The sequence below is a fragment of the Kitasatospora sp. NPDC048286 genome (assembly GCF_043201735.1).
Classification (GTDB): Bacteria; Actinomycetota; Actinomycetes; order Streptomycetales; family Streptomycetaceae; genus Kitasatospora.
In genome coordinates this window covers 174,373-197,215 of sequence record NZ_JBICZE010000007.1, presented here as the reverse complement: position 1 = coordinate 197,215, position 22,843 = coordinate 174,373, and the positions used below count along the sequence as shown (strand labels likewise).

At 74.1% G+C, this 22,843-nt stretch carries 23 protein-coding genes; 6 read left to right on the top strand and 17 right to left on the bottom strand.

Features of this window, described 5'->3' with window-relative positions:
• Window positions 1-192: 192 nt before the first annotated feature.
• The 5 genes from ACGF13_RS19110 to ACGF13_RS19090 form a co-directional block, all read right to left on the bottom strand.
• Window positions 193-1,077, bottom strand: coding sequence for an SGNH/GDSL hydrolase family protein (locus tag ACGF13_RS19110; RefSeq protein ID WP_392876264.1), 885 nt, complete (start codon window positions 1,075-1,077; stop codon window positions 193-195).
• Entirely contained in the window at window positions 1,052-2,326 is a 1,275-nt protein-coding gene (locus ACGF13_RS19105; RefSeq protein ID WP_392876261.1) for a glycosyltransferase, read from the bottom strand. The genes ACGF13_RS19110 and ACGF13_RS19105 overlap by 26 nt, the downstream gene beginning before the upstream one ends.
• Window positions 2,323-3,540, bottom strand: coding sequence for a glycosyltransferase family 4 protein (locus tag ACGF13_RS19100; RefSeq protein ID WP_392876258.1), 1,218 nt, complete (start codon window positions 3,538-3,540; stop codon window positions 2,323-2,325). Before ACGF13_RS19100 ends, ACGF13_RS19105 begins: the two co-directional genes overlap by 4 nt.
• 111 nt (window positions 3,541-3,651) lie before the next feature.
• A complete protein-coding gene (locus ACGF13_RS19095) occupies window positions 3,652-3,840 on the bottom strand; it encodes a YegP family protein (protein WP_392876255.1) in 189 nt (62 codons plus the stop codon).
• A gap of 160 nt (window positions 3,841-4,000) precedes the next feature.
• Window positions 4,001-4,666 carry a TetR family transcriptional regulator gene (locus ACGF13_RS19090; protein ID WP_392876252.1) on the bottom strand — a complete coding sequence of 222 codons (666 nt, stop codon included), beginning with the start codon at window positions 4,664-4,666 and terminating at the stop codon, window positions 4,001-4,003.
• A gap of 80 nt (window positions 4,667-4,746) precedes the next feature.
• Between ACGF13_RS19090 and ACGF13_RS19085 the strand changes: the two genes are divergently transcribed.
• Window positions 4,747-5,640, top strand: coding sequence for an SDR family NAD(P)-dependent oxidoreductase (locus tag ACGF13_RS19085; protein ID WP_392876250.1), 894 nt, complete (start codon window positions 4,747-4,749; stop codon window positions 5,638-5,640).
• Between the two features lie 134 nt (window positions 5,641-5,774).
• Here the strand turns inward: ACGF13_RS19085 and ACGF13_RS19080 are convergent, their stop codons facing one another.
• Both ACGF13_RS19080 and ACGF13_RS19075 read right to left on the bottom strand, forming a co-directional pair.
• On the bottom strand, window positions 5,775-6,422 hold the full coding sequence (locus tag ACGF13_RS19080) for an HNH endonuclease family protein (protein ID WP_392876247.1): 648 nt from the start codon (window positions 6,420-6,422) through the stop codon (window positions 5,775-5,777).
• Between the two features lie 199 nt (window positions 6,423-6,621).
• The gene (locus tag ACGF13_RS19075; protein WP_392876244.1) at window positions 6,622-8,022 is read right to left on the bottom strand and encodes an amino acid permease; all 1,401 of its coding nucleotides are present in this window, start codon (window positions 8,020-8,022) and stop codon (window positions 6,622-6,624) included.
• A gap of 433 nt (window positions 8,023-8,455) precedes the next feature.
• Here ACGF13_RS19075 and ACGF13_RS19070 point away from each other — a divergent pair, with 433 nt between their 5' ends.
• Entirely contained in the window at window positions 8,456-8,671 is a 216-nt protein-coding gene (locus ACGF13_RS19070; RefSeq protein WP_392876242.1) for a hypothetical protein, read from the top strand.
• Between the two features lie 102 nt (window positions 8,672-8,773).
• On the opposite strand, the gene ACGF13_RS19065 is transcribed toward ACGF13_RS19070, so the two are convergent.
• Window positions 8,774-9,724: a deoxyribonuclease IV gene (locus ACGF13_RS19065; RefSeq protein WP_392876239.1), complete on the bottom strand. Its 951-nt coding sequence runs from the start codon at window positions 9,722-9,724 to the stop codon at window positions 8,774-8,776.
• Window positions 9,725-9,922: 198 nt separating this feature from the next.
• Between ACGF13_RS19065 and ACGF13_RS19060 the strand changes: the two genes are divergently transcribed.
• The 3 genes from ACGF13_RS19060 (at window position 9,923) to ACGF13_RS19050 (ending at window position 13,853) form a co-directional block, all read left to right on the top strand.
• Window positions 9,923-11,269, top strand: coding sequence for a cytochrome P450 (locus ACGF13_RS19060; protein ID WP_392876237.1), 1,347 nt, complete (start codon window positions 9,923-9,925; stop codon window positions 11,267-11,269).
• Window positions 11,270-11,673: 404 nt separating this feature from the next.
• Window positions 11,674-12,756 (top strand): nitrous oxide reductase family maturation protein NosD, encoded by a 1,083-nt coding sequence (locus tag ACGF13_RS19055; RefSeq protein WP_392876235.1) that lies wholly within the window; start codon window positions 11,674-11,676, stop codon window positions 12,754-12,756.
• A gap of 62 nt (window positions 12,757-12,818) precedes the next feature.
• Entirely contained in the window at window positions 12,819-13,853 is a 1,035-nt protein-coding gene (locus tag ACGF13_RS19050; protein ID WP_392876232.1) for a methyltransferase, read from the top strand.
• 118 nt (window positions 13,854-13,971) lie between these two features.
• Here the strand turns inward: ACGF13_RS19050 and ACGF13_RS19045 are convergent, their stop codons facing one another.
• From ACGF13_RS19045 to ACGF13_RS19005, 9 genes are all read right to left on the bottom strand, one after another.
• Window positions 13,972-14,658, bottom strand: coding sequence for a class F sortase (locus tag ACGF13_RS19045; protein ID WP_392876229.1), 687 nt, complete (start codon window positions 14,656-14,658; stop codon window positions 13,972-13,974).
• Window positions 14,659-14,760: 102 nt separating this feature from the next.
• Window positions 14,761-15,372 (bottom strand): hypothetical protein, encoded by a 612-nt coding sequence (locus tag ACGF13_RS19040; RefSeq protein ID WP_392876226.1) that lies wholly within the window; start codon window positions 15,370-15,372, stop codon window positions 14,761-14,763.
• Window positions 15,373-15,674: 302 nt separating this feature from the next.
• Complete coding sequence (locus tag ACGF13_RS19035) at window positions 15,675-15,995, bottom strand: TcmI family type II polyketide cyclase (RefSeq protein ID WP_097235013.1); 321 nt, start codon at window positions 15,993-15,995, stop codon at window positions 15,675-15,677.
• 5 nt (window positions 15,996-16,000) lie between these two features.
• Window positions 16,001-16,456, bottom strand: coding sequence for an SRPBCC family protein (locus ACGF13_RS19030; RefSeq protein ID WP_392876223.1), 456 nt, complete (start codon window positions 16,454-16,456; stop codon window positions 16,001-16,003).
• A gap of 1 nt (window position 16,457) precedes the next feature.
• Window positions 16,458-16,718: an acyl carrier protein gene (locus ACGF13_RS19025; RefSeq protein WP_392876221.1), complete on the bottom strand. Its 261-nt coding sequence runs from the start codon at window positions 16,716-16,718 to the stop codon at window positions 16,458-16,460.
• A 32-nt stretch (window positions 16,719-16,750) separates the two neighbouring features.
• Window positions 16,751-17,989 carry a ketosynthase chain-length factor gene (locus ACGF13_RS19020; protein ID WP_392876218.1) on the bottom strand — a complete coding sequence of 413 codons (1,239 nt, stop codon included), beginning with the start codon at window positions 17,987-17,989 and terminating at the stop codon, window positions 16,751-16,753.
• A 5-nt stretch (window positions 17,990-17,994) separates the two neighbouring features.
• On the bottom strand, window positions 17,995-19,251 hold the full coding sequence (locus tag ACGF13_RS19015) for a beta-ketoacyl-[acyl-carrier-protein] synthase family protein (RefSeq protein WP_392876215.1): 1,257 nt from the start codon (window positions 19,249-19,251) through the stop codon (window positions 17,995-17,997).
• Complete coding sequence (locus ACGF13_RS19010) at window positions 19,248-19,673, bottom strand: cupin domain-containing protein (protein ID WP_392876212.1); 426 nt, start codon at window positions 19,671-19,673, stop codon at window positions 19,248-19,250. Before ACGF13_RS19010 ends, ACGF13_RS19015 begins: the two co-directional genes overlap by 4 nt.
• 28 nt (window positions 19,674-19,701) lie before the next feature.
• Window positions 19,702-20,877 (bottom strand): SchA/CurD-like domain-containing protein, encoded by a 1,176-nt coding sequence (locus ACGF13_RS19005; protein WP_392876209.1) that lies wholly within the window; start codon window positions 20,875-20,877, stop codon window positions 19,702-19,704.
• A 208-nt stretch (window positions 20,878-21,085) separates the two neighbouring features.
• Here ACGF13_RS19005 and ACGF13_RS19000 point away from each other — a divergent pair, with 208 nt between their 5' ends.
• Window positions 21,086-22,807 carry an FAD-dependent oxidoreductase gene (locus ACGF13_RS19000; RefSeq protein ID WP_392876206.1) on the top strand — a complete coding sequence of 574 codons (1,722 nt, stop codon included), beginning with the start codon at window positions 21,086-21,088 and terminating at the stop codon, window positions 22,805-22,807.
• Window positions 22,808-22,843 lie beyond the last annotated feature (36 nt).

Sequence of the window (22,843 nt, the reverse complement as noted above, 5' to 3'; positions counted from 1 at the left end):
CTCCGCCGCACCCTCCGCCGCACCCTCCCCGGACAAGACAACCCGGGCCACCCCGATGGTTCCCATCCGACGGCACCCCCGACCACCACGATCGGGCGACCCGGGGTTCACAGCCGAGACACGCCCGGCGCCTCGGCGGGCCCGTCCGCTTCCGCTGTCCCGCCCGCCCGCCGGGACTCCGGTGTGCGCCCCTCACCCCAGGGAGGCGAGCGCCTGTGCCGCCGCCCGGGCCATCTGCTCGTCGTGTCGCCCGCTTCCGCCGCGCAGTCGGGCGGTGCCTTCGGTGGCCGCGAGGGCGAGGAGGCCCGGCAGGAGGTCGGTGCTGCGGGCGGCGAGCCAGCGGGTGCCCCGGGTGGCCATCCACCAGAGGTCGGCGGCCAGGGTCGGTGGGGGTTCGGCGGGTGCGGCGGCCGGGGGTGGGCCGAGGGGGTGGCCGGCCTCGGTGAGCAGGTCGTGGAACCGTCGGGCGATCAGGTGGTGGCCCTCGGCGCTGGGGTGCAGGCGGTCCACGCTCAGCAGCCGTCGTTCCGTCAGCCAGGGCAGTTCGGCGATGTGCAGGTGCACCGCCCGGTGGCGTTCGGTGAGGGCGTGCACCACGGTGTTGACCGCCCGCATCCGGCGTGCCAGCGGGCGGGCGAGCGGCGCGGGGAGCCGGAGCAGGCTGCCCGGGTCGGGGAGGCAGGCGGTCAGCAACCTGGCGCCGTGGCCGGAGAGTTTACCCATCGTGGCGTCCAGTTCCAGGGTGGCGCGCCGGATGTCGAAGCCGGTGCGCAGGGTGTCGTTGCCGCCGACCACCACCGCCGCGAGCTGGGGCCGCTGCGCGATCGCCTCCGGTAGTTGACGTGTCGTCAGTTCAGTGGTGAGCGCCCCGCTGTACGCCAGGTTGGTGAACTCGACGCTCCGCCCCTCGGGTGCCAGCGAGTCGGCCAGGACGGCGGCCCAGCCGCGCCAGCCCTCGCCGACCTGGTCGCCGACCCCCTCCGTGAGCGAGTCCCCGAGTGCGACGAAGCGCAACAGCTCGCCCGCCGCGGGGCGCTCCCGCGCCGTCCGGTCACGCCCGGCTTCCAGCATGCTCATCCCGACCCCCGTCCACCGCTTCGTCGTCGCGTACGCCGTGCGCCGCCAGGAACGCTGCCACCGCCGCCGGCCAGCCGTACCGCTCGGCCTGCGCCCGGGCGGCGGACCGCCGAAGTTCCTCCGGCCGGTCCAGCAACTGCCGTACCGCGGAGGCGAATCCACTGCCGGTGTCGACGGCCGCCACCCCGGCGAGCCCGACCAGGCCGGGCAGCGCGGAGGAGCGGCTGACCGCCACCGGGGTCCCGCAGGCCAGCGCCTCCATCGCGGCCAGCCCGAAGGTCTCCACCGGCCCGGGGGCGAGCACCACGTCCGCGCAGCCCAGCAGCCGGGCCAGCTCCGCGCGTCCGCCGAGGTGTCCGAGGAAGCGCACCGGCAGCCGTAGCCGGGCGGCCCGGTCCGCCAGGCGCTCCCGCAGCGGGCCGGTGCCGGCCACCACCAGGACGGCGGGCCGCCGTCCGGCCCGCAGGGCGGCCAGGGCGTCGATCGCCCGTTCGGGCCGCTTCTCCGCCGAGAGTCGCGAGCAGAGCACCAGCAGGGTCTCGTCCGGCGCGGCGTACCGTGCCCGCTCGGCCGCCCGTGCGGCCGGCGTCGGTGGTCGCAGCGCGTCCAGGTCCACTCCCAGCGGGGCCCGGACCAGGTTCGGGGTGCCCAGTCGCCGGAATTCCGCCGCCGCCCAGTCGGTGGTGCAGAGCACCGAGTCGTAGGCGCGGGCGGTGGCCGCGTTGAGCCGGTCGGCCGCGGCGTCCGCCAGCGGGCCAGGCAGGCCCCAGGTGCGCAGCACCCCGGCGGCGCTCTCGTGCGAGACCATCACCGAGCGCACCCCGTGCCGCCGCGCCCAGGCGCCGGTCCAGCGCAGCGTGGTGCGGTCCGACACCTCCAGCCGGTCGGGGGAGAACCTGGTCAGCTCGGCGGCCACTGCCCGCCGGTCGGTGAGCAGCCGGTAGCCGCCGCTGGCCGGCAGCACCGGGCCGGGCAGGGTGACCACCACGCCCTGCTCGGTCTCCTCCTCGGAGCGCCGCTCCCCGGGGACGATCAGTACGGGGCGGTGCCCGGCTGCCCGGTACCCGGCACCCAGGTGGCGCAGCGCGGTGCGCAGGCCACCGGAGACCGGGGTGACGAAGTTGGCGAGCCGGACGATCGTCAGGGCCTCGCCCGCGCTCGGCGCCGCGCCGACCTCCGACGCCCGGCCGACCGCCGGCGTCGCACCGTCGGGAGCGGTCGGCGTCTCGCCGTCGGATCCGGAGGTCATGCCGGCAGCTCCTCCGGCAGGACGGGCGCCACCGGCTCAGCCGGCGCGGCGGCGGCCGCCGGCAGTGGCAGCCCGCGGTGCTCCGCCAGCACCTCGGCGTAGTGCCGCAGCAGCAGGTCTCCGACCGCCTCCCAGGTGCGGGCGGTCACCTCGGCCCGCCCGGCCTGCCCGTACGCGGCCCGCCGCGCCGGGTCGGCGGCCAGCTCGGCGACCGCCCGGGCCACCGCCGTGCCGTCCCGGGGCGGCACCAGCAGGCCGGTGCGGTGGTGGGCGACGAGGTCCAGCGGGCCGCCCGCCGCGGGGCCGATCACCGGCACGCCGCTGGCCATCGCCTCCTGGATGGTCTGGCAGAAGGTCTCCAGCGGGCCGGTGTGCACGAAGACGTCGAGGGTCGCGAAGCAGCGCGCCAGCTCGTCACCGGTCCGGCGGCCGAGGAACACGGCGCCCGGCATCGAGGCCTTCAGGCCGGGCGCGGAGGGGCCGTCCCCGACGACCACGACCCGGACGCCGGGCAGCGCCGAGGCGGCGGCCAGCAGGTCGACCCGCTTCTCCGGCGCCAGCCGTCCGACGTACCCGACGAGCACCTCCCCGCCCGGTGCCAGCGCCCGGTGCAGCGCCTCGTCCCGGTGCCGGGGGTGGAACCGCGCCGAGTCCACTCCGCGCGGCCACAGCTGCACCCGCGGCACGCCGTGCGCGGTGAGGTCCTGGGCGGCGGGGGTGGAGGGTGCCAGGGTGCGGGCCGCGGCGCGGTGCACGGCCCGGATCCGCCGCCAGGCGGCGGCCTCGCCGAGGCCCCGCCCGGCCCGGTACGCGTGGGCGTACCCGGCCAGGTCGGTCTGGTATACGGCCACGGCGGGTACCCCGAGCCGTGCCGCGACCTGCATCCCGCGCGCGCCGAGCACGAAGGGGCTGGCCAGGTGGACGATGTCGGGCCGGTGCCCGGCGACGGCGGCCGCCAGCTGCCGGCTGGGCAGCGCGATCCGCACCTGCGGGTACCCCGGCAGCGGCACCGACGGGATGCGCACCACGGGAATCTCCCCGGCCGAGTGCCCGCCGAAGGTCTCCGGCGGGCACTCGGCGCCCCGTGCCGGGGCGGGGGTGACGACGAGGGGCTGGTGGCCCCGGCGGACCAGGTGCTCGGCCGTCCGCAGCACGCTGTGGGCGACTCCGTTGACCTCGGGCGGGAAGGATTCGGTGACGATGACGACGCGCATGCCGGTGTTCTGTCCGGGTCCGGCGTGCACCCGGCCAAAGGGATCTGTCGTGGAGGCGAACGCGGGTCGGCGATTTGCACCACCGACCCGCGTCCTCGGAAGCCCGGCCCGTCACACCGATCCGGCGGTCTCCTTGAGTTCCGCGTACGGCGCGAGCTTGCGGATCGACTCGATGCTCTTGAGGCAGTCGTCCTTGCTCTCCTGCGGGTCGCCGGTCACCACGATCGCCCCGTTGCTCGCCTTGAGCCGGAACCGGTGCATGCCGCCCTCGTCCACGAACAGTTCGAATTTGCCAGCCATGTTCAGAATCAGCCTTCCGCTCGGATAACCCCCTGGCACCGCACCGTAGGGTCAAATCCCTTGCGCGGCACGTCAGATGATCCATCCGAGTGCACGCGGTGGCGGCCCGGAACGGGTGCCGGCCCGGGCGGACGGAGCGGTCGGACGGGGCGGGCCGCGCTCAAGTCCGTCCGGTGGCCAGCCCGGTGACGGTGGCGGTCAGGATGCGGGTGAGCCGGGGTTCGACCTCGATGACGGCGTGGGCCAGTCGGGGGTCGGAGCGGTAGAGGGCGGCGACCTCGCTGCCCGGGTTCGCGATCTGCCACATGGCCCCGGCCAGCGAGACGGCGGTGGCGACCAGGTCGACGACGTCCTGCTCGTCCAGGGCGGGCAGCTGGGCTCGGACGGCCGCGCTGATCGGCACGCGGGCGGCGAGCGTGGCGAGTTTGAAGTCGCGTACGGCGTCGAGCGAGACGTTGCGTTCGAGGTTGAGCGGTGCGTGGGCGAGCAGGTCGCAGAACATCCCGCGGGCTGCGAGGGTGGAGGCGAACGCCCCGGCCACGGCGGCCGGGCCGGGTTCCGTGGTCTCCCGCAGCCGTGCGGTGAGGGCGTCCGACCACTCGGCCCAGCCTTCGGCGGTCAGCCGCAGGAAGATCTCCTCGCGGGTCTCGAAGTACCGCAGCAGTGCCGACTTGTGCATCCCGACGGCCGCGGCGATGTCGGTCAGGGTGATGTCCCTGATGCCCTGCTCGCGGCCGAGCGACCGCGCCGCCGCCAGGATCGCGGCCTCGCGCCGGCGCTTGGCCTCGGGCGAGCGCGCCCGCTGGAACTCCGATGCGTCATCCACTCGCCCATGGTAGGGCAACGCCGTTGCCGTAATACTGCAACGCCGTTGCGCTAATAACGCAACGGTGTTTTACTAGCGGCATGGAGCAGAACATCGAGCAGGGCACGGAACAGATGTGGTTCATCACCGGCAGCTCGCGCGGCTTCGGCCGCGCCCTCGTCCGTGCCGCGCTGGAAGCCGGCGACCGGGTGGCGGCGACCGCCCGCAAGCCCGAGCAACTCGCCGACCTCGTCGAGGAGTTCGGCGACCGGATCCACCCGATCGCGCTGGACGTCACCGACCCGGCGGCGGCCCGCGCGGCCATCGCCGAGGCGCGGGCCGCCTTCGGCCGGATCGACGTGCTGGTGAACAACGCCGGCTACGCCAACGTCTCGCCGATCGAGACCACCGAGGACGCGGACTTCCGCGCCCAGTTCGAGACCAACTTCTGGGGCGTCTACCACGTCACCAAGGCCGCGCTCCCGCTGCTGCGCGAGCAGAAGGGCGGGCTGGTCGTGCAGTTCTCCTCGATGGGCGGGCGGGTCGGCGGCTCGCCGGGCATCGCCTCGTACCAGGCCGCGAAGTTCGCCATCGACGGGTTCAGCCGGGTGCTGCGCACCGAGACCGCGCCGTTCGGCGTGCGGGTGCTGGTGGTCGAACCCAGCGGCTTCCGTACCGACTGGGCCGGCTCCTCGATGGTCGTCCACGACGTCCCGGAGGCCTACGAGGAGACGGTCGGCGCCATGAACCGGCGGATGCGGCAGGGCGGCGCCGGCGCCGCGGGTGACCCGGTGCGCGCCGCCGAGATCCTGGTGCGGGTGGCCAAGCGCCGCGACGTCCCGCACCACCTGCCGCTCGGGGTCAACGCGGCCGAGGGCTCGATCGCCATGGACCGGCAGCTCCTGGCGGAGGACACCAGGTGGCGCGAGGTGGCCCGCTCGGCCGACTTCGCCGAGGCCTACCCGGTCGCCTTCCCGCCGGACTCGACCGACTGACCGGCCCGACGGTCGACCGGCCCGATGGTCGACCGGCCCGAGGCCGGCTGCCCCGCGAACCGGTCGACCGGCCCGGCGCGCACGGCACCGCGGCCCGGCGCGGGGTGAGCGCCGGGCCGCGGTGGTTGCCGGGTTCAGCAGTTGTTGAGGATGCCGGTGAGCGCGGTCTTCTCGGCGCTGTCCACGCCGAGGCCGTAGTACTGCTTCACCTGCACCCAGGCGCGGGCGTAGGTGCAGCGGTAGGAGGCCTGGGGGAGCCACTCGGCCGGGTCGCGGTCGCCCTTGGAGCGGTTGCTGCTGGCGGAGACCAGCAGCAGCTGGGGGCGGGTGACGTCGTTGGCGAAGGCCTGGCGCTGCGCGGTGGTCCAGGACCAGGCGCCGGAGGCCCAGGCCTCGGAGAGCGGCACCAGGTGGTCGACGTCGAAGGAGGAGGCGTTGGTGGTGGTCGCGCCGTCGTACGGCGAGGACCAGTTGCCGCTGGTGGACTTGCAGGAGGTGTCGGTGGCGACGTTGCTGCCGTCCCGCTTGACGACCCACTCGCGGGTGTCGCAGGTGCCGCTGATGGTGATCCAGGTCGGGAACAGCGTGCGGTCGTAGGTGTTCCCGTGGGTCTCCGCGGTGGCGGGCATCGCGGCGAGGTAGCTGCGGGCGGTGGCGGCGGAGATCGGGGTCGGCAGGGCGGCCTGGGCGGGGGTGCCGGCCGTGACCACGGTCACGGCGGCGAGGGCGGCGGCAGCCGGTATGGCGGACAGGAACCGGCGCGCGGGTGCGGTGGGGGCCATGGCGGACGCTCCATCATCAGATCGGATGAACTGCTGAATTGCGTGCGCCAGTGTGGCGATCCCGTCACCTACGCGGGTAGATCGGGGAAGTGAAATCCTCGTGGATATTGGACGCGCACCGGACAAGTCCGGTGCGCGTCACGGTGGTTCATGTTGATGTGTCCGGTTTTCCGGCCGCTGCCAAGGTGCGGCTGGGCGTTCAGTCGCGGCGGCGGGCCGCCATCCAGACGTAGACCAGGACGCCCGCGAAGAGGAACAGGACACCCTGGTAGACGGCGGCGTAGCCGGCTCCGGCGACGAGCCAGAGCGAGAAGCCGAAGGCGCCCAGGCCGAGGACGGCGTCCCGCACCAGCCGTCCGCGGTCGACCCGCTCGCCGGCCCCGCGCACCAGCCAGTACAGCTGGGCGGCGGTGGAGAGCAGGTACGGCACGGTGGCGGTGAAGGTGGTGACCAGCACCAGGATCTCGAAGGCGCCCTTCGCGCCGCTGGCGAAGTTGATCACGGTCAGCGCCGAGGCCAGGGAGACGCCGACCACCACACCGAAGGTCGGCACCCCGCGCCGCTCCTTGCCGAAGGCGGCGGGGAACAGGCCGTCCTTGGCGGCCGCGTACGGGGCCTGGGCGGAGAGCAGGGTCCAGCCGTTCAGGGCCCCGGCCATCGACACCAGCGCGGCGATCGCGATCACCGTGCCGCCCCAGGTGCCGCCGAACATGGCGTCCACGGCGTCCGAGAACGGCGCGCTGGAGTGGACGAGTTGCTCGTGCGCGACGGTGCCGAACACCGCGACCGTGCCGAGCAGGTACACCACCGCCGCACCGGTGGTGCCGAGCACGCTGGCCCGACCGACGTTGCGCTCCGGGTCACGGACCTGGCCGGCGCTCATCGCGGCCGACTCCACACCCAGGTAGCTGAAGAGCAGGATCGCCGCCGCGGCGGACATGCCGCCCGCCCAGCCGTGGCCGGTGGCGTCGAAGGGGCCGAGGTTCTTCGGGTCGAAGAAGAACAGGCCGCCGATCGAGACCAGCACCAGCGGGATGAACTTCAGCACGGTGGAGACGAGTTGGACCGCCCCGACGTAACGGGTGCCGGCCAGGTTGGCCAGCGCCGGCAGCCACTGGAAGGCCAGCGCGGCGGTGATCTCCAGCGGGATGGAGTGGTGGAGCGGCAGCAGCACGTCCAGGTACCCGACGGCGGCCACGGCCAGCGCGGCGTTGCTGACCCAGGTGGTGATCCAGTACGACCAGGCGGACAGGAAGCCGGCGAAGTCCCCGAAGGCCTCGCGGGCGTAGACGTACGGTCCGCCGGTGCGCGGACTGCGGCGGGCCAGCTGCCCGAAGACCAGCGCCAGCGCGATCGCGCCGACGGTGAGCACCGCGAAGGCGAGCAGGCTGACCGTCCCGAACGGGGCCACGGCGGCCGGGATCATGAAGATGCCGCCGCCGATGATGTTGCCCATCACCAGGGCGGTGGCGGTCGTCAGCCCGAAGCGGCGGCTGTTCTTCTCGGGCGTCGGGCCCGGGGGCGCGGAGCCGACCGGCCCCGGGGTCTCCGGAACGCTCGGTCGAGCCGCCTGCGGGGGTGCGGCGGGACTGGTCTGCATGAGGGTGGTGCGCCTTTCGTGGTCCTGCTCGCTCCCGGTGGAGCGCCATGGAGCGACTTTTCATGCTCGGATGAGGCTGGACCGTGCGCCAAATCGCCGGGATTTGTTCAGTTCGCCCGGTCCGTCACCGCAAGACTTGCGGTCGCGGGGCGCCCGGACGGGCACTCGTCCGGCGCCCTCCGGCAGGCTGTTCGAGCGGATTCACGGATGTACGCCCGGATTCGTCCGGTGTGCGCCCGGATTCGCCCGGCCGGGGGAGTTGCCTCACCCGAATGCCTCAGCCCGGTTGCGGCGCGTGCCCGGAGGTGCGGGTTCGTGTGCAAACGTGGGCCCGGCGCCTCCCCGGTGGGGCGTCGCCCGGCCCGTCGGGCGGCCGGTCCGGCCGGTCGGGGGCACGGGTCCGAGGACCAGAGACGAACCAAAAGGACATCAGATGTCGCTTCGTGGGAAGATCCGCAAGCTCGCCGTGATCGTCGCCGTGGCCGGTGCCGTGGTGGCGGTCCCGACCTCGGCCATGGCGGGGGGCTTCGCTCCGACGCAGTCGGAGGGACAGAGCCTGGAGTCCGGCACCGCGGGCGTCGGCCTGTTCGGTCCGCACGCCACCTGGTTCAACTTCGCCGAGCACGGCGAGAGCGACTGCGGCTGCTGATCTCCTCGGCTCCCCGAGCCCGGAGGCCGTCCGTCGGCCTCCGGGCTCACGGCTGTCCGGCCGCGGCCCTGCGGCCGGGCGGTGGCTGTCCGGCCACGCGTCTCAGACGCGGACCGCCGCCCGGTCCCGCAGCTCCTTCAGCACCGCGATGTCCATCGCGTGCCCGGTGCCGTCCCCGCCGTGCTTGCGGTCCGGGGTCTCCACCACCAGCGGCACCCCGGCCGTCTCCGGGTGCTCGAACAGCTCGCGGAACGGCTCGGCGCCGATCATCCCGGCCCCGATGTTGGCGTGCCGGTCCTTGCGGGCGCCGACGACGTCCTCGGAGTCGTTGGCGTGGATCAGCCGCAGCCGGCCGGGCCCGGCCGCGGCGGCCAGGGCGTCCAGCGCGACCGTCACCCCGCCCGGCTTCGCCAGGTCGTGCCCGGCGGCGAAGGCGTGGCAGGTGTCCAGGCAAACTCCCACCTTCGGGTGGTGGTCCAGCGCCTCCACGTACTCGGCCAGCTCCTCCAGCCGCGAGCAGAGCGAGCTGCCCTGGCCCGCCGTCGGCTCCAGCAGCAGCCAGGGCGCGTCCTCGCCGAGCTTGTCCAGCTCCTCCAGCAGCGGCCGGACGTCCGCCCGGACCTGCGCCATCGCCTCGGCCCGGCGCGAGCCGCCGCCGGGCGCGGTGCCGACCGCCGAGCCGGTGTGCAGGACGACGCCGAGCGCGCCGATGGCGTGGCCGCGGCGCAGCGAGTGCCACAGGGAGTCGGCCGAGCGCTCCCGGGTGGCCGGGTTGTCCGAGCCGAAGTTGATCAGGTACGGGGCGTGCACCCAGGCCGGGACGCCCTGTTCGGCGCAGGCGGTGCGGAACTCCTCGTCCTGGGCCGGGTTGCCCGGGGGAGTGGCCCAGCCGCGCGGGTTGGCCACGAACACCTGCACCGTCTCCGCGCCGACCCGGTCCGCGTACGCCAGGCCGGTGCCCGCCAGCCCGCGACCGGCCACCGGGACGTGGGCGCCGATCGGGTTGCGGAGGGCGGCGACGGAGGGTACGGGCGGCACGGGCACGGTGGTCATGGCCCCGAGCATGTCACGCGCCCGGACGCGGTCGTCGGGCGGGCCAGGTCAGGGGCCCGGAGGCCGGGCTCCAGGCGACCGGAGAAACGATCCGCTGTCCCCGATCGAGTGAATTCGGCCCGGAAACCGGAAACCGTGTTCCCTGGCTCCGTCACGATCCGTGACCAGAAGGACCTCACGACTCCTGAGGAGGCAGCCGTGACCACCGCCGAGCCGGCCGAGACCGTCGACCTGCGCGCCGACCACCTGATCCGCGACCCCTTCGCCGCCTTCGCCGACCTGCGCGAGCGCGCCCCGCTCGCCCGCGCCACCATCCCCGGCGTGGAACCGTTCTGGATCGCCGTCCGCTACCAGGACGTCCGCACCGTGCTGTCCGACCCGCGCTTCGTCAACGACGTGAACGCCGTCGACGGCGCCGCCCCCGACGACCTGCTGCCCGACGGCCCCGCCCCCGACGGCCCGGCGCCCGACGACGTCGCCGCACCCGTCCCCGCGCACCGCACCGAGCAGGTCTGGCGCGCCCGCGGCATGCCGCCCGAGTGCGCGAAGTACCTGCGCGCCGGGGTCTTCGGTGCCGACGGCGCCCGGCACCGCCGGATGCGCGGCCTGGTGCACCCCGCCTTCACGGCCGGCGCCGTGGAGCGGCTGCGGCCCAGGATCGAACGGCTCGCCGAGGAGTACGCCCGGGCGCTGCCCGAACACGCCGGCCCGGACGGCGTGGTCGACCTGGTCGCGCACTTCGCCTACCCGCTGCCCGTCGCGGTGATCTGCGAGCTGCTCGGCATCCCCGAGGTGGACCGCCCGCAGTGGCGCCGCTGGAGCTCCTACCTCGGCCGGGGCGCCGGGCCCGGCCTGGACGAGGCGCTGCGCGCCATGGTGGCCGCCGCCCGGGAGTTGGTCGAGTGCCACCGGGCCGAGCCGGCCGACGGCCTGGTCTCCCGGCTGGCCGCCGCCGAGGGCGACACCCTCGCCCCGGTGGAGACCGTCTCGCTGATCCTCAACCTGATCGTGGCCGGCCACGAGACCACCGCCACCCTGATCGGCAACGGCACGGCCGCGCTGCTCGCCCACCCGGAACAGCTGGAGCTGGTCCGGGCCGACCCGGGCCTGCTGCCCGCCGCCGTCGACGAGCTGATGCGCTGGTGCGGCCCGACGATCGGCGGGGTGCCGCGCTACGCGACGCAGGACCTCACCCTGGCGGGCACCCCGGTCCGCAAGGGCGAGGCGGTGATGCCGATCCTGGCGGGGGCCAACCACGACCCGCGGGCCTACGCCGAGCCGGAGCGCCTGGACGTCTGCCGGGCGGGCGGGCCGGACCGCGCCGGGCACCACGAGGCACACCTGGGCTTCGGCCACGGCACCCACCGCTGCCTGGGCGCGGTGCTGGCGCACCAGGAGGCGGTCGTCGCCTTCGGCACGCTGCTGCAAACGTACCCGGAGCTGGCGCTCGCCGTCGGGCCGGATGCCGTCGAGCGCGGACCGAACCCGGCTGCCTGGCACCTCGCCGCGGTGCCCGTCCGCCTCGGGCCGCAGGCCGCGACCTGACACACGCGACATACCCGACGCACCCGACGCACCCGACGCGCCCCACCGCCACCCGCGGTCGGGCGCGTCGCCACATCCGCCCCCACCCAAGGCCCACCCCAAGGCCCACCGCAAGGCACCTCCCGCCGCCCACCCCCGTCGCACGCCACGCCCGGCGCGCCCGCCCCCGCGCCACGCCGGGCCGTCCCACCTCCGGTCGACGCCCGGTCAGCCCCGCAGCCCAGCCCTGGTGGCGGGCCCACCCGGCCGCCCATACCGTCGACACCGGCTGCACCCACCGGCCGTCCCCGCCCGCGCACAGCGCGTCAGCCCACACCGCCGGACCGTGCGGGAGACCGCGACACACCCGCACGAACACCGCGCGCGCCGCAAGAAACGCGCCGAAAGAAACCAGGTCACCACTCATGCCCACGCGACGGGTCCACCACCTCGCCGCGGCCACCGCCGCCGCCACCGCCCTGACCACCGTCCTCACCACGCTGGCCGCCGCCCCCGCGGCCCACGCCGACAGCGGCCTCCCGATGCGCTTCGTCCACCCCGGAGAATCGATTCAGCAGGCCGTCGACGCCGCCCGCCCCGGCGACACCGTCAAGGTGCTCCCCGGCACCTTCCACGGCAGCGTCCGCATCACCACCCCCGGCCTCACCCTGCTCGGCTCCGGCGCCGACACCGTGATCACCCCCGGGGACGGCACCGAGAACGCCTGCGCCACCGCCGGGCACGGCATCTGCGTGGTCGGCACCGAGGAGCAGCCGCTGCCCGACGTCACCATCGACAGCCTCGCCGTCGCCGGCTTCCGCAAGAACGGCATCGACGCCAGCGGCACCACCGGTCTGACCGTCAGCCGCACCTACGTCCACGACAACGCCCAGCAGGGCATCAGCCAGGAGATGTCCACCCGGGCCGCCATCCGCGACAACCGCTCGACGGACAACGGCCAGTCCGGCGTCTTCCTCGCCAACTACGCCTATCGCGAGGGCGGTTCGCCCGATACCGGCGGCACCGTGGTCGAGGGCAACGAGCTGACCGGCAACCGGGTCGGCGTCACCGTCCGCCGGCTGCGCGGGCTGGCCGTCCAGGACAACGAGATCAGCGGCAACTGCGCCGGCGTCTTCGTGGTCGGCGACGAGGGCGTGCCCCGCGCCGGGGACCTCGACGTCCGGCGCAACAGCGTCGTCGCCAACAACGAGTTCTGCCCGGCCAACCCGCGCCTGGGCGCCATCCAGGGCGCCGGCATCGTGCTCACCGGCACGGAGGACGTCCGGGTGACCGACAACGAGGTCCTCGACAACACGGGCACCTCGGACTTCTCCGGCGGCATCGTCCTCTTCAGGAGCGTCGTCGGCGTCTCCAACGCCCGCGCCGTGATCACCGGCAACACGCTGAGCGGGAACGGCCCGGCCGACCTCGCCGACCGCGACTCCGGTGCGGACAACACCTTCGCCCACAACACCTGTGAACGCTCCGAGCCGGACGGCCGCTGCTGAGCCCCGGCACCCCCTCGCCGCCAGCCGCCCAGGAACTCCCAAGGACCCGAGGAAACCCAGCCATGACCACCGCACCCGCCCACACCACCTCCCAGGCCGCGATGCGCCTGCGCGAACTCGTCTTCGGCGCCGCCTGCGCCGCGGCCGTCCGCGCGGCCGCCCGCCTCGGTGTCGCCGACGTGCTCGGCGACACCCCGACCAGCGTCACCGACCTCGGCGTCGCCCTCGACACCGAGCCCCGCCAGCTGCGCCGTCTGATGCGCGCGCTCGCCTGCTACGGCATCTTCGCGGAGAGCGGCGACGACCGCTTCGAGCACACCGAGATGTCCCGGCTGCTGCGCGAGGACGCCCCCAACTCGCTGCGCTACATCTCCCTCTGGTGCACCGAGCCGTGGACGTGGGAGGCCTGGCCGAAGCTGGACGAGGCGGTCCGCTCCGGCCGCAACGTCTTCCCCGACCTGTTCGGCAAGGAGTTCTTCGAGTACCTGCACAGCGACGCGGGCGACTCGGCGAAGGTCTTCGACAAGGCGATGACCACCTCCAGCCGGCAGTCCGCCGAGGACTTCGCCGAGTACCTGGACCTCACCGGCATCGACTCGGTGGCGGACATCGGCGGGGGCCAGGGTCACGTGCTGGCCAGCCTGCTGGAGAAGCACCCGGCGCTGCACGGCACCCTGCTCGACCTGCCCAAGGTGGTGGCCGGCGCCGATCCCCGGCTCCAGGACGGCGGCGTCTTCTCCGCCCGGGCCCGGCTGGTCCCCGGCGACTGCCGGGTGGAGATCCCGGTCCACGCCGACCTCTACATCATCAAGAACATCCTGGAGTGGGATGACGACAGCACCCGCCGCACCCTCTCCAACGTGGTGAAGGCGGCCGGTTCCGGCGCCCGCGTCGTGGTCGTGGAGAACCTGGTCGACAACAGCCCGTCGATGCGCTTCACCACCGCCATGGACCTGATGCTGATGCTCAACGTGGGCGGTGCCAAGCACTCCGAGGAGAGCATGGTCGGGCTGATGGCCGAGGCCGGACTGACGGTCACCGGGGTCTGCCCGGTCAACCCCTACCTGCACGCCTTCGAGGCCGTCGTGAACGGCTGAACCGCCGCCCCGGCCCGTACGCCCCTACGCGCGTACGGCCACACGACCGCCGGCCCCCGGCCCCTGGATCCCCCCCGGGGGCCGGGGGCCGGCGGTCGTGCACGCGCGGCCGGCCGGGTCACCCGGGGTGCGAGGACTCCAGGTGGGCGAAGACCACGACGTTGTCCAGGTAGTCCCGCCGCTTCTTGTCGTACGTGCCGCCGCAGGTGATCAGCCGGAGCTGGGCGTCGGGGGTCTTGCCGTACACCTTGGCGTCGGGGAAGTTGTTCTTGGCGAAGGTCTCCACGGAGTCCACCGAGAACACCGCGACCGTCCCGTCCGCGCGACTCACCTCGATCTTGTTGCCCGGCAGCAGGAAGTTCAGCAGCAGGAACACCGCCGGGCCCTTGGAGGTGTCCACGTGCCCTGCGACGACCGCGCTGCCGCGCTCGCCCGGGCTGACGCCGTCCCGGTACCAGCCGACCAGGTTCTTGTCGTTCGGCGGCGGCGCGTCCAGCTGGCCGGCCGGGTTGAGGGCCAGTTCGGTGAACGGCGCGTTCACGGCGATCTGCGGGATCCGCAGCCGGGTCGGCTTGGCGCGCTTGAGCACCGGCGCCTGTGACGTCGCGCTCGGGGCCGTGGAGGCGGCGCCGGAAGGCCCGGGGACGGCCGGCGCGCCGGCCGCCGGGGGAGCGGGCCGGCCGTCCTGCGCGCCGGCGTTCGACCCGGTGTCCACCGAGTTGTAGATCAGCAGCAGCCCGACCACCGCCGCGCCCATTCCCGCGCGCAGCAGCCGGGGCATTCCAGAGGCGGGAGCGCCCGTCATTCCTGTCCTCCGATCGACCGGTTCCGCAACGGCCCGCCGCCTCCGGGCGCCCGCCCCGTGCGGGGCGGGCGCCCGGAGGCGGCGCAAGCATGGTGCCGGGGGTCAGGCGACCGCGCCGGAGGAACGGCGGCGGCGCAGGGCGAACGCGCCCGCCCCGAGCCCGCCGAGCAGCAGCACCGCGCCGGAGGCGAGCCCGCCACCGGACAGCGCCAGGCCGCCGCCACCGGTGTGCACGCCTCCGCGCGGGCTCTTGTGGTCCTCGCCCTTGGCCTCGGAGCCCTTGTGCTCGCCGGAGCCCTTGTGGTCCTCGCCCTTGTGCTCGCCGGAACCCTTGTGGTCCTCGCCCTTGTGCTCGCCGGAACCCTTGTGGTCCTCGCCCTTGCGGTCGTCGGAACCCTTGTGGTCCTCGCCCTTGCGGTCGTCGGAGCCCTTCTGGTCCTCGCCCTTGCGGTCGTCGGAGCCCTTCTGGTCCTCGCCCCTGCGCTCGTCGGAACCCTTGCGCTCCTCGGAGCCACCGCCCTTCCTGTCGTCGTCGCCCTTGAAGTTGCCGGAGCTTCGCTCGTTGTCGGAGGTCCTCTCGGGCTTGTCCTGCTTCTCCTGCCAGGTGAGGTTCTTGCCCTGGTCGGCGGCTCCGTCGGCGAATGCGACGGGGGTGCCGACGGTGAGCGCGGCGGCGACGGCCGCCCCGGCGAGCAGCGTGCGTGCAGAACGCATGAGGATGATCCTTCCGGCGCTCAGGACCGCGACTGCCCGACACGGTGTCGGACAAGGGGACTCGCGGTGGGTGCGCCTGATCCACCGTCATCCACCGTGCGGCTGCCTGCCACCGGAGCGTGGCAGCGCCGGTGCGCAGCGTGCGCCCTTCGGGTGGAGTCCCGGGAGTGTTCACCCGGTTGGCCGGTCGATCCGGGTGAATCCGCCCGGGTCACCCGGCCGCCGGACACGCGTGGGCCCGCTCCCGGCACGCGGCCGGGGGCGGGCCCATCAGGGAGCCGCGGATCAGCGGCGTCGCAGGGTCAGCGGTCCCAGCGGTAGAACTCCCGCGCCATCGCGTCCTTGGGTTCCCGCCAGGTGGCGGGGTCGTACGCCTGCACGAAGGCGGTCAGGCGGTCGCTGACGGTCCGGAACTCCGGGTGCCCGACGACCTTGGCGACGGCCGGGCCCGGAGGTCGGTCGGCCTCGATCAGGTGCAGGTAGACGTCGCCGAACTGGAAGAGGCTGCGGCCGGTGACGCCGATCAGGTGCGGCAGTTCGCCCTGGTCGGACTCGGCGAACACCTCGGCGATGTCCGGTGCGGCCTCGGGCTTCATCCGGGCGACGATCAGCGCCCTGTGCACGCCGGTCACAGCTCCGCCGCCCGCTTCTCGACCTTCTCCCGGATCAGCTGCATCTGGATCTTGGAGTTGCGGTTGATGTGGCCGGTCATGCCCTCGTCGTCGACGGGGGCGGTCGGCTTCATCGCGAAGTCCTGGATCCAGCGCATCCTGGTGCCGGCCGGCACCTCCGCGTACTCCCAGCGGATCTCCATGAACTCGAACGGGCCGGGCTCGACCCGGCGGGCGCGCACCGAGAGCGCGTCCCGGTCGGTCTCCCGCTCGGAGATCCAGCTCCACACCTGGCCGTTCTCGTCCGGGTGCATGGTGAGCCGGAACTGGACCCGGGCGCCCTGCCGGTCCAGCACCTCCACCGAGGCGTACTCGCTGAACAGCTGCGGCCAGTTCTCCAGGTCGTTGGTCATCTCCCAGACCAGGTCGAGCGGAGCGGCGATGACGATCTCGTTGTCGGTGTGTCCGGGCATCTCAGGCACCAGCCTTCGCGGTGAGGGAGGAGTTGACCAGCTCCAGGAACTCGGACGGGGTCTTGGCCGACTCGGCGCCCGAGGTGACCTTGAGGCCGTGCCGGTTCTCCAGCTCGCCGACGACGCCGAGCAGGCCGAGCGAGTCGATGCCGAACGTGTCGAACTCCGCGCCCGGCCGCGCCAGGTCGCCCGGGTCGACGGTGACGCCGGCCCGGGCCTGGAGCAGCTCGGCGAGTTCCGGATAGCTGAGGGTGTTGCTCACGGGGTGTCCCTTCGAAGGTGTGACGGAGTGGTTCAGGGCCGCGCGCGCCGGAGCACCAGCGCGGAGTTGGAGCCCATCAGCCCGCGGCTGAGCACCAGCGCGGTGTTCAGTTCGGCCGGGCGGGCGCGGCCGGTCACCAGGGCGAGGTCGTGGCAGACCTCGGTGACGTTGGGGGTGGGCGGCAGCACGCCGTCCTCCATGGCCAGTACGGCGGCGGTCACGTCGAGCATCGGCGCGCCGCAGTAGGCACGGCCCGTACCGGTCTTGGGCGCGGTGACCGGGATGCGCTCGGCGGCCGGGCCGAGCGCGTCGGCCAGTGCCAGGGCCTCGGCGCGGTCGGCGGCGGGCAGCCCCAGGGCGTCCGCGAAGACCACGTCGATCTCATCGGGCGTGATGCGGGCGTCGTCCAGTGCGATCCGGATGGCGGCCGCCAGTCCTTCCCGGGACTCCGCCCAGCGGGAGGCCCCGGTGAAGGTGGCGCCGTGGCCGGCCAGTTGCGCCCGAACGCGGGCGCCACGCAGGCGGGCCGACTGCTCGTCCTCCAGCAGCAGCATCGCGCCGCCCTCGGCGGGGGAGAAGCCGCAGGCCTGCGCGGTGAACGGCAGGTACGCCCGATCGGCCTGCTCGGCCAGGCTGAGCTCGGGGTAGCCGAGCTGGCAGACCATCGAGTACGGCGCCAGCGGGGCCTCGGCGGCGCCGACCACCACCGCGTCGGTGCCGCGTTCGATCGCCCGGGCGGCGTGCGCGACGGCGTCCAGTCCGCCGGCCTCGTCACTGGCGACGACCCCGCAGGGGCCCTTGTAGCCGCCGCGGATCGAGATCTGGCCGGTGCTGGCCGCGTAGAACCAGGCGATGGACTGGTACGGTCCGACGAACTTCGGTCCCTGGCCCCAGAGTTGCTGGAGCTCGCGCTGGCCGAACTCGCCGCCGCCGGAGCCGGCGGCGGTCACCACGCCGACCGCGAAGGGCTGTTCCGGGTCGGGCCGGAACCCGGCGTCCGACACCGCAAGGTCGGCGGCGGCCATCGCGTAGTGCGTGAAGCGGTCGGTCTGCACCAGGAAGCGGTTGTCGATCGCCGACTGCGGATCGAACCCGTTCACCTGGCCCGCGATCCGCAGCGGCAGGTCGGTGCAGCCCTCGCGGGATATCCGGTCCAGGACGCTCACGCCCTGCCTGGTGGCCTTCCAGAAGGCGTCGGCCCCGACGCCGTTCGGCGCCACCACGCCGAGGCCGGTGACCACCGCCCGGCGGCCCTGCTGACGTGACGTCATGGAACTCACCCCGTTCTGTTGAGCACGACGGCGGACTGGAATCCGCCGAATCCGCTGCCGACCGAGAGGATGTGGCTCAGCGGCAGCTCGCGCGCGGTGCGCGGCACGTAGTCGAGGTCGCACTCCGGGTCCGGAGTCTCGTAGTTGGCGGTCGGCGGCACGACGCCGTGGACGAGCGCCAGGGTGCAGGCGACCACCTCGATGGCGCCGATCGCGCCGAGCGAGTGCCCGACCATCGACTTGATCGAGCTCATCGGGGTCCCGAAGGCGTGCCCGCCCAGTGAGCGCTTGACCGCGGCGGTCTCGTGGCGGTCGTTCTGTTTGGTGCCCGAGCCGTGCGCGTTGACGTAGTCCACCTCGGTGCGGTCCACCCGGGCGTGGGCGAGCGCGTGGTCGATCGCCCGGGACATCTCCAGCCCCTCCTTGGTGAGGCCGGTCATGTGGTAGGCGTTGCCGAAGGTGGCGAAGCCGCCGATCTCGCCGTAGATCCGGGCGCCGCGGCGGCGGGCGTGCTCCAGCTCCTCCAGCACCAGGACGGCGCCGCCCTCGCCGAGCACGAAGCCGTCCCGGTCGGCGTCGAAGGGGCGGGAGGCGTGCTGCGGGTCGTCGTTGCGCTCGCTGGTGGCCTTGATGGCGTCGAAGCAGGCGACGGTGATCGGCGAGATCGGGGAGTCGGAGGCGCCGGCGACGCAGATGTCGGCGCGACCCTCCTCGACCGCCTGGAAGCCGTAGCCGATCGCGTCCAGTCCGGAGGTGCAGCCGGTGGAGACGGTCTGCACCGGGCCGTGCGCGCCGGTCCGCTCGGCCACCGCGGAGGCCAGCGTGCTGGGCGCGAAGGCCCGGTGTAGCTGCGGCTCGGCCTGCCGGTGGTCCACGTCCCAGCGGGCGCCGGACGCGCTCACCAGGGCGTAGTCGTGCTCCAGCCGGGTGGTGCCGCCGACGGCGGTGCCGAGCGAGACGGCGATCCGCCACGGGTCCTCGGCGGCCAGGTCCAGGCCGGCGTCGGCGATTGCCTCGTCGGCCGCGACCATCGCGAACTGCACGTAGCGGTCGGCCCGTTGGACGTCCTCCGGGCCCAGCCCGTGGGCCGCCGGGTCGAAGTCGACCTCGGCGGCGATCCGGGAGCGGAACCCGGCGGGGTCGAAGAGCGTGATGCCCCGGGTCGCGGTGCGGCCGGCCGTCAGGAGGTCCCAGAACGCCGGGACGCCGACCCCGCCGGGCGCGACCACACCGATCCCGGTGACGGCGACGCGCCGGGTCACGAGCCCACCTTGGCGTGTTCCGGCGGGCCGGAGGCCGCGGTCCCCTCGGTGCTCACGTGGCCGAGGTCGGGGCGTGGGGCGAGCGGGCCGAGGTGGAAGACCATCCGGGCCTCGGTGTCGCCGACGTTGCGGAAGCGGTGGCGCATGTTGATCGGGATCATCAGGCCCTGGTCCGGCTTGAGTGGATGGGGCTTCCCGTCGAGGTCCACCTCCAGCTCGCCGCAGACGACGAACACGAACTCCTCGGAGTACGGGTGGTAGTGCTCGCCGATCCGCTCGCCGGGCTTGACGATCGCCAGGCCCATGAAGCCGCTGGTCGCGCCGCAGGTGGTCGGGGTGAGCATGGTGCGCAGCTCGGCGCCGTGACGGCGGTTCTCCGGTGCCTCGTGGACGCTGACGATCCGTGGGGACTGCGTGGTCATGAAGATCTCCCGTGAAGGTGTCGGAGCGTCAGTTGTTGATCGGGTCGGGGGAGGTGCGGTCGGTGACCGGGTTCATCGCGCGGGCGGCGAGGAAGGCGCCGAGCCCGGCCACGGTGCGCAGGTCGCCCTGCGGGCCGAGGTCGAGCAGCCCGGCGAGCACGGCGGCCTGTTCGTCGTCGGCCACGCCGAGGGCGGCCGCCGGGTCGGCCTCGGCCGGCACCCGCAGGTCGACCAGGCGTACCACCACGTCCTCGCGGTGGAAGACGGTGGCCGCCGCGACCGGCCCGGTCGGGTCGGCGGTGGCCAGGTTGTCGTGCTCGGCCAGCAGCTCGGCCACGGCCTGCCCGCGGCCCGGGCGGACGGGGTAGAGCACGGCGTGCCGGTGCAGCCGCGCGGAGGCGGGGGAGCTGGCGATCGCCTGGTGCCGGGCGGGCAGCGCGGCCCTGGCGAAGAACGCCCGGGCGGCCTGCGGGTCGCCCAGCTGGCGGGCCTCCTCCAGGTGCGGGTTGAGCGCCTCCTCGACGGCTCGCACCTCGGGCTGCATCGCCACGTGGCGCAGCGCGTCGCCGAGGTTGCCGATCACCTCGACGGCGCGGACGACCCGGTTGCCGAGCATGAACAGCGAGGTGCGGCGCAGCCGGGTGTGCTGGTCCACGTCGGCCCGGGGCGAGGAGTAGCCGGAGAGGATGCGGGCCACCTCGGGCTCGCTGCCGGGCTTGACGGTGAACGTCAGCGCGTGGCGGACGATGCCGTCCGGGCCCGGTTCGGCCTTGGGCGGGCCGACGTGCCCGGCGGGCGCGGTGCGCGGCAGCCCGGGTGGCACCTCCAGCGGGGCCCGGGTGCCGGTCGAGCCGGCCGCCGAGGTCTCGCGCAGCACGGCGTAGCGCAGCGAGCGGAAGCTGTCGCTGACGCAGCCGTGCATCGGCTTGACCATCTCCCGGTGGGCCGGGCTGTCCACCCACTCCAGGAAGGTCTCCTGGTCCTTCCACTCACTGGTGATCAGCCACTGGCGCGGGTCGTTGATCGACTGGCACAGCTGGTCGCTGACGTGGCCGGGGACCGAGGCCACCTGGTGGCGCAGCTGCTCGTACACGTCGAGGAAGCGCTGTTGGGCGCCGTCCTGGATCTCCAGCATCAGCACCACCCGCAGCCGGGTGTCGGCCTCGTCCTGCTGCTTCGGCTGGGGTTCTGACAGAGTCGTCATGATCCACTTTCTGCTCTGGGCCGCACGCTGCGGGCCGTGTCGGCCGTGTCCGGCGGGTGCTCCCCGGCCTGGGAGTGCGGTGCGACGGCGGTTCGGCCGGGCGAGTCGGCGCCAGGCCTGAGGTCGATCGTGGGCGGCGCACCGGGCGCGGCGCGAGATTTGCGGGCCATCCGGGCGAAGGAGTGCCACGGGCCCCCTCCGGCGGGGGATGGAAGAGCGGGGCCCCCGGCTGAGCGGGCCCGTCGTGGGCGGCGCCGAGCCCAACCGCCGGGCCGCGGAATCCCCTGACAGGGCGGAGCAATTGATGAATCCGAAGGTTGACGACCGGGTGCCGGTCCTGATCGTGGGCGGCTCGCTGGTGGGGCTGTCCGCCTCACTCTTCCTCGGTCGGCTCGGGGTCGGACACCTGCTGGTCGAGAAGCACGCCGACACCTCGCACCATCCGCGGGGGCGCGGCAACAACATCCGCACCATGGAGCTGTACCGGGTGGCCGGGATCGAGCCGGCGATCCGCGAGGCGGCCTCGGTCCTCGCCCCCAACCACGGCATCCTCCAGGCGCCGTCGCTGACCGGCGCCGAGCAGGAGTGGCTGTTCCGGGAGATCGACCCGGGCGGCCGGCTGGCCCGGTTCAGCCCCAGTTCCTGGTGCCTGTGCAGCCAGAACGACCTGGAGCCGGTGCTGCGGCGCGCGGCCCGCGAGCTCGGCGGCGCCCTGCGGTTCAGCACCGAGCTGGTCTCCTTCGAGCAGGACGCGGACGGCGTCACCTCGGTACTGCGCAGCCGGGAGAGCGGCGAGGAGCGGGTGGTGCGCTCGGAGTTCCTGATCGCCGCGGACGGCCCGCGCAGCCCGGTCCGGGAGCGGTTGGGCATCGGCCGGTCCGGCAAGGGCGAGCTGTTCCACAACGTCAGCATCACCTTCCGGGCCAAACGGCTGGCCGAGGTGGTCGGCGACCGGCACTTCATCGCCTGCTACCTGACCAACCCGGAGGCGGACGGCGCGCTGCTGCCGGTGGACAACCAGGAGGAATGGGTCTTCCACGCGCCCTGGCACCCCGAGCACGGCGAGCCGCTGGAGGCCTTCACCGACGAGCGCTGCGAGCGGCACATCCGCACCGCCGTCGGGCTGCCGGAGCTGGACGTCGAGGTCACCGGCCGGGCGCCCTGGCACGCCGCCGAGCGGGTGGCGGACCGGTACGGCGCCGGGCGGGTCTTCCTCGCCGGGGACTCCGCCCACGAGATGTCCCCGACCGGCGCGTTCGGTTCCAACACGGGGATCCAGGACGCCCACAACCTGGCCTGGAAGATCGCCGCCGTGCTGTGCGGCTGGGCCGGGCCGCGGCTGCTGGAGTCGTACGGGCAGGAGCGCCGCCCGGTCGCCCGGGTGACCGGTGAGCGGGCCTCGGCCCGCTCCGCCGAGCACAGCCACCCGGGCTACGCGGTGGTGCCGGGCGTCGGCCGGCAGGCCGGGGTGCTGGCGGTGGCGCTGGGCTACCGGTACCCGGTGGGCGCGGTGGTCGGCGCGGACCGCAACGGCCCGGTCGTCCCCGAGCAGTTCGAGTCGGCGGGCGAGCCGGGCAGCCGGGCCCCGCACCAGTGGCTGCTGCGGGCGGGGGTGCGGCTGTCCACGCTGGACCTGTACGAGCAGGCGATGGTGCTGCTGACCGGCCCGGAGGGCGGCGCCTGGCAGGCGGGCGCCCGGCGCGCGGCCGACCGGCTGGCCGTCCCGCTGGACGGCTTCCGGGTCGGCGACGGCGCCGAGGACGACCTGGCGCCGGAGCCCGGCGCGGACTTCGCCGCGCTGCACGGCATTGGCCCCCGGGGTGCGGTGCTGGTCCGCCCGGACGGCTTCGTCGGCTGGCGCTCGACCGGCCCGGCGCAGGACGCGGAGGCCGAGTTCACCACGGTGCTGCGGACGGTTCTGGGCCTCTGAGGACGGGACGCGGAAGGGCCCGCCGGTCGCACGGCG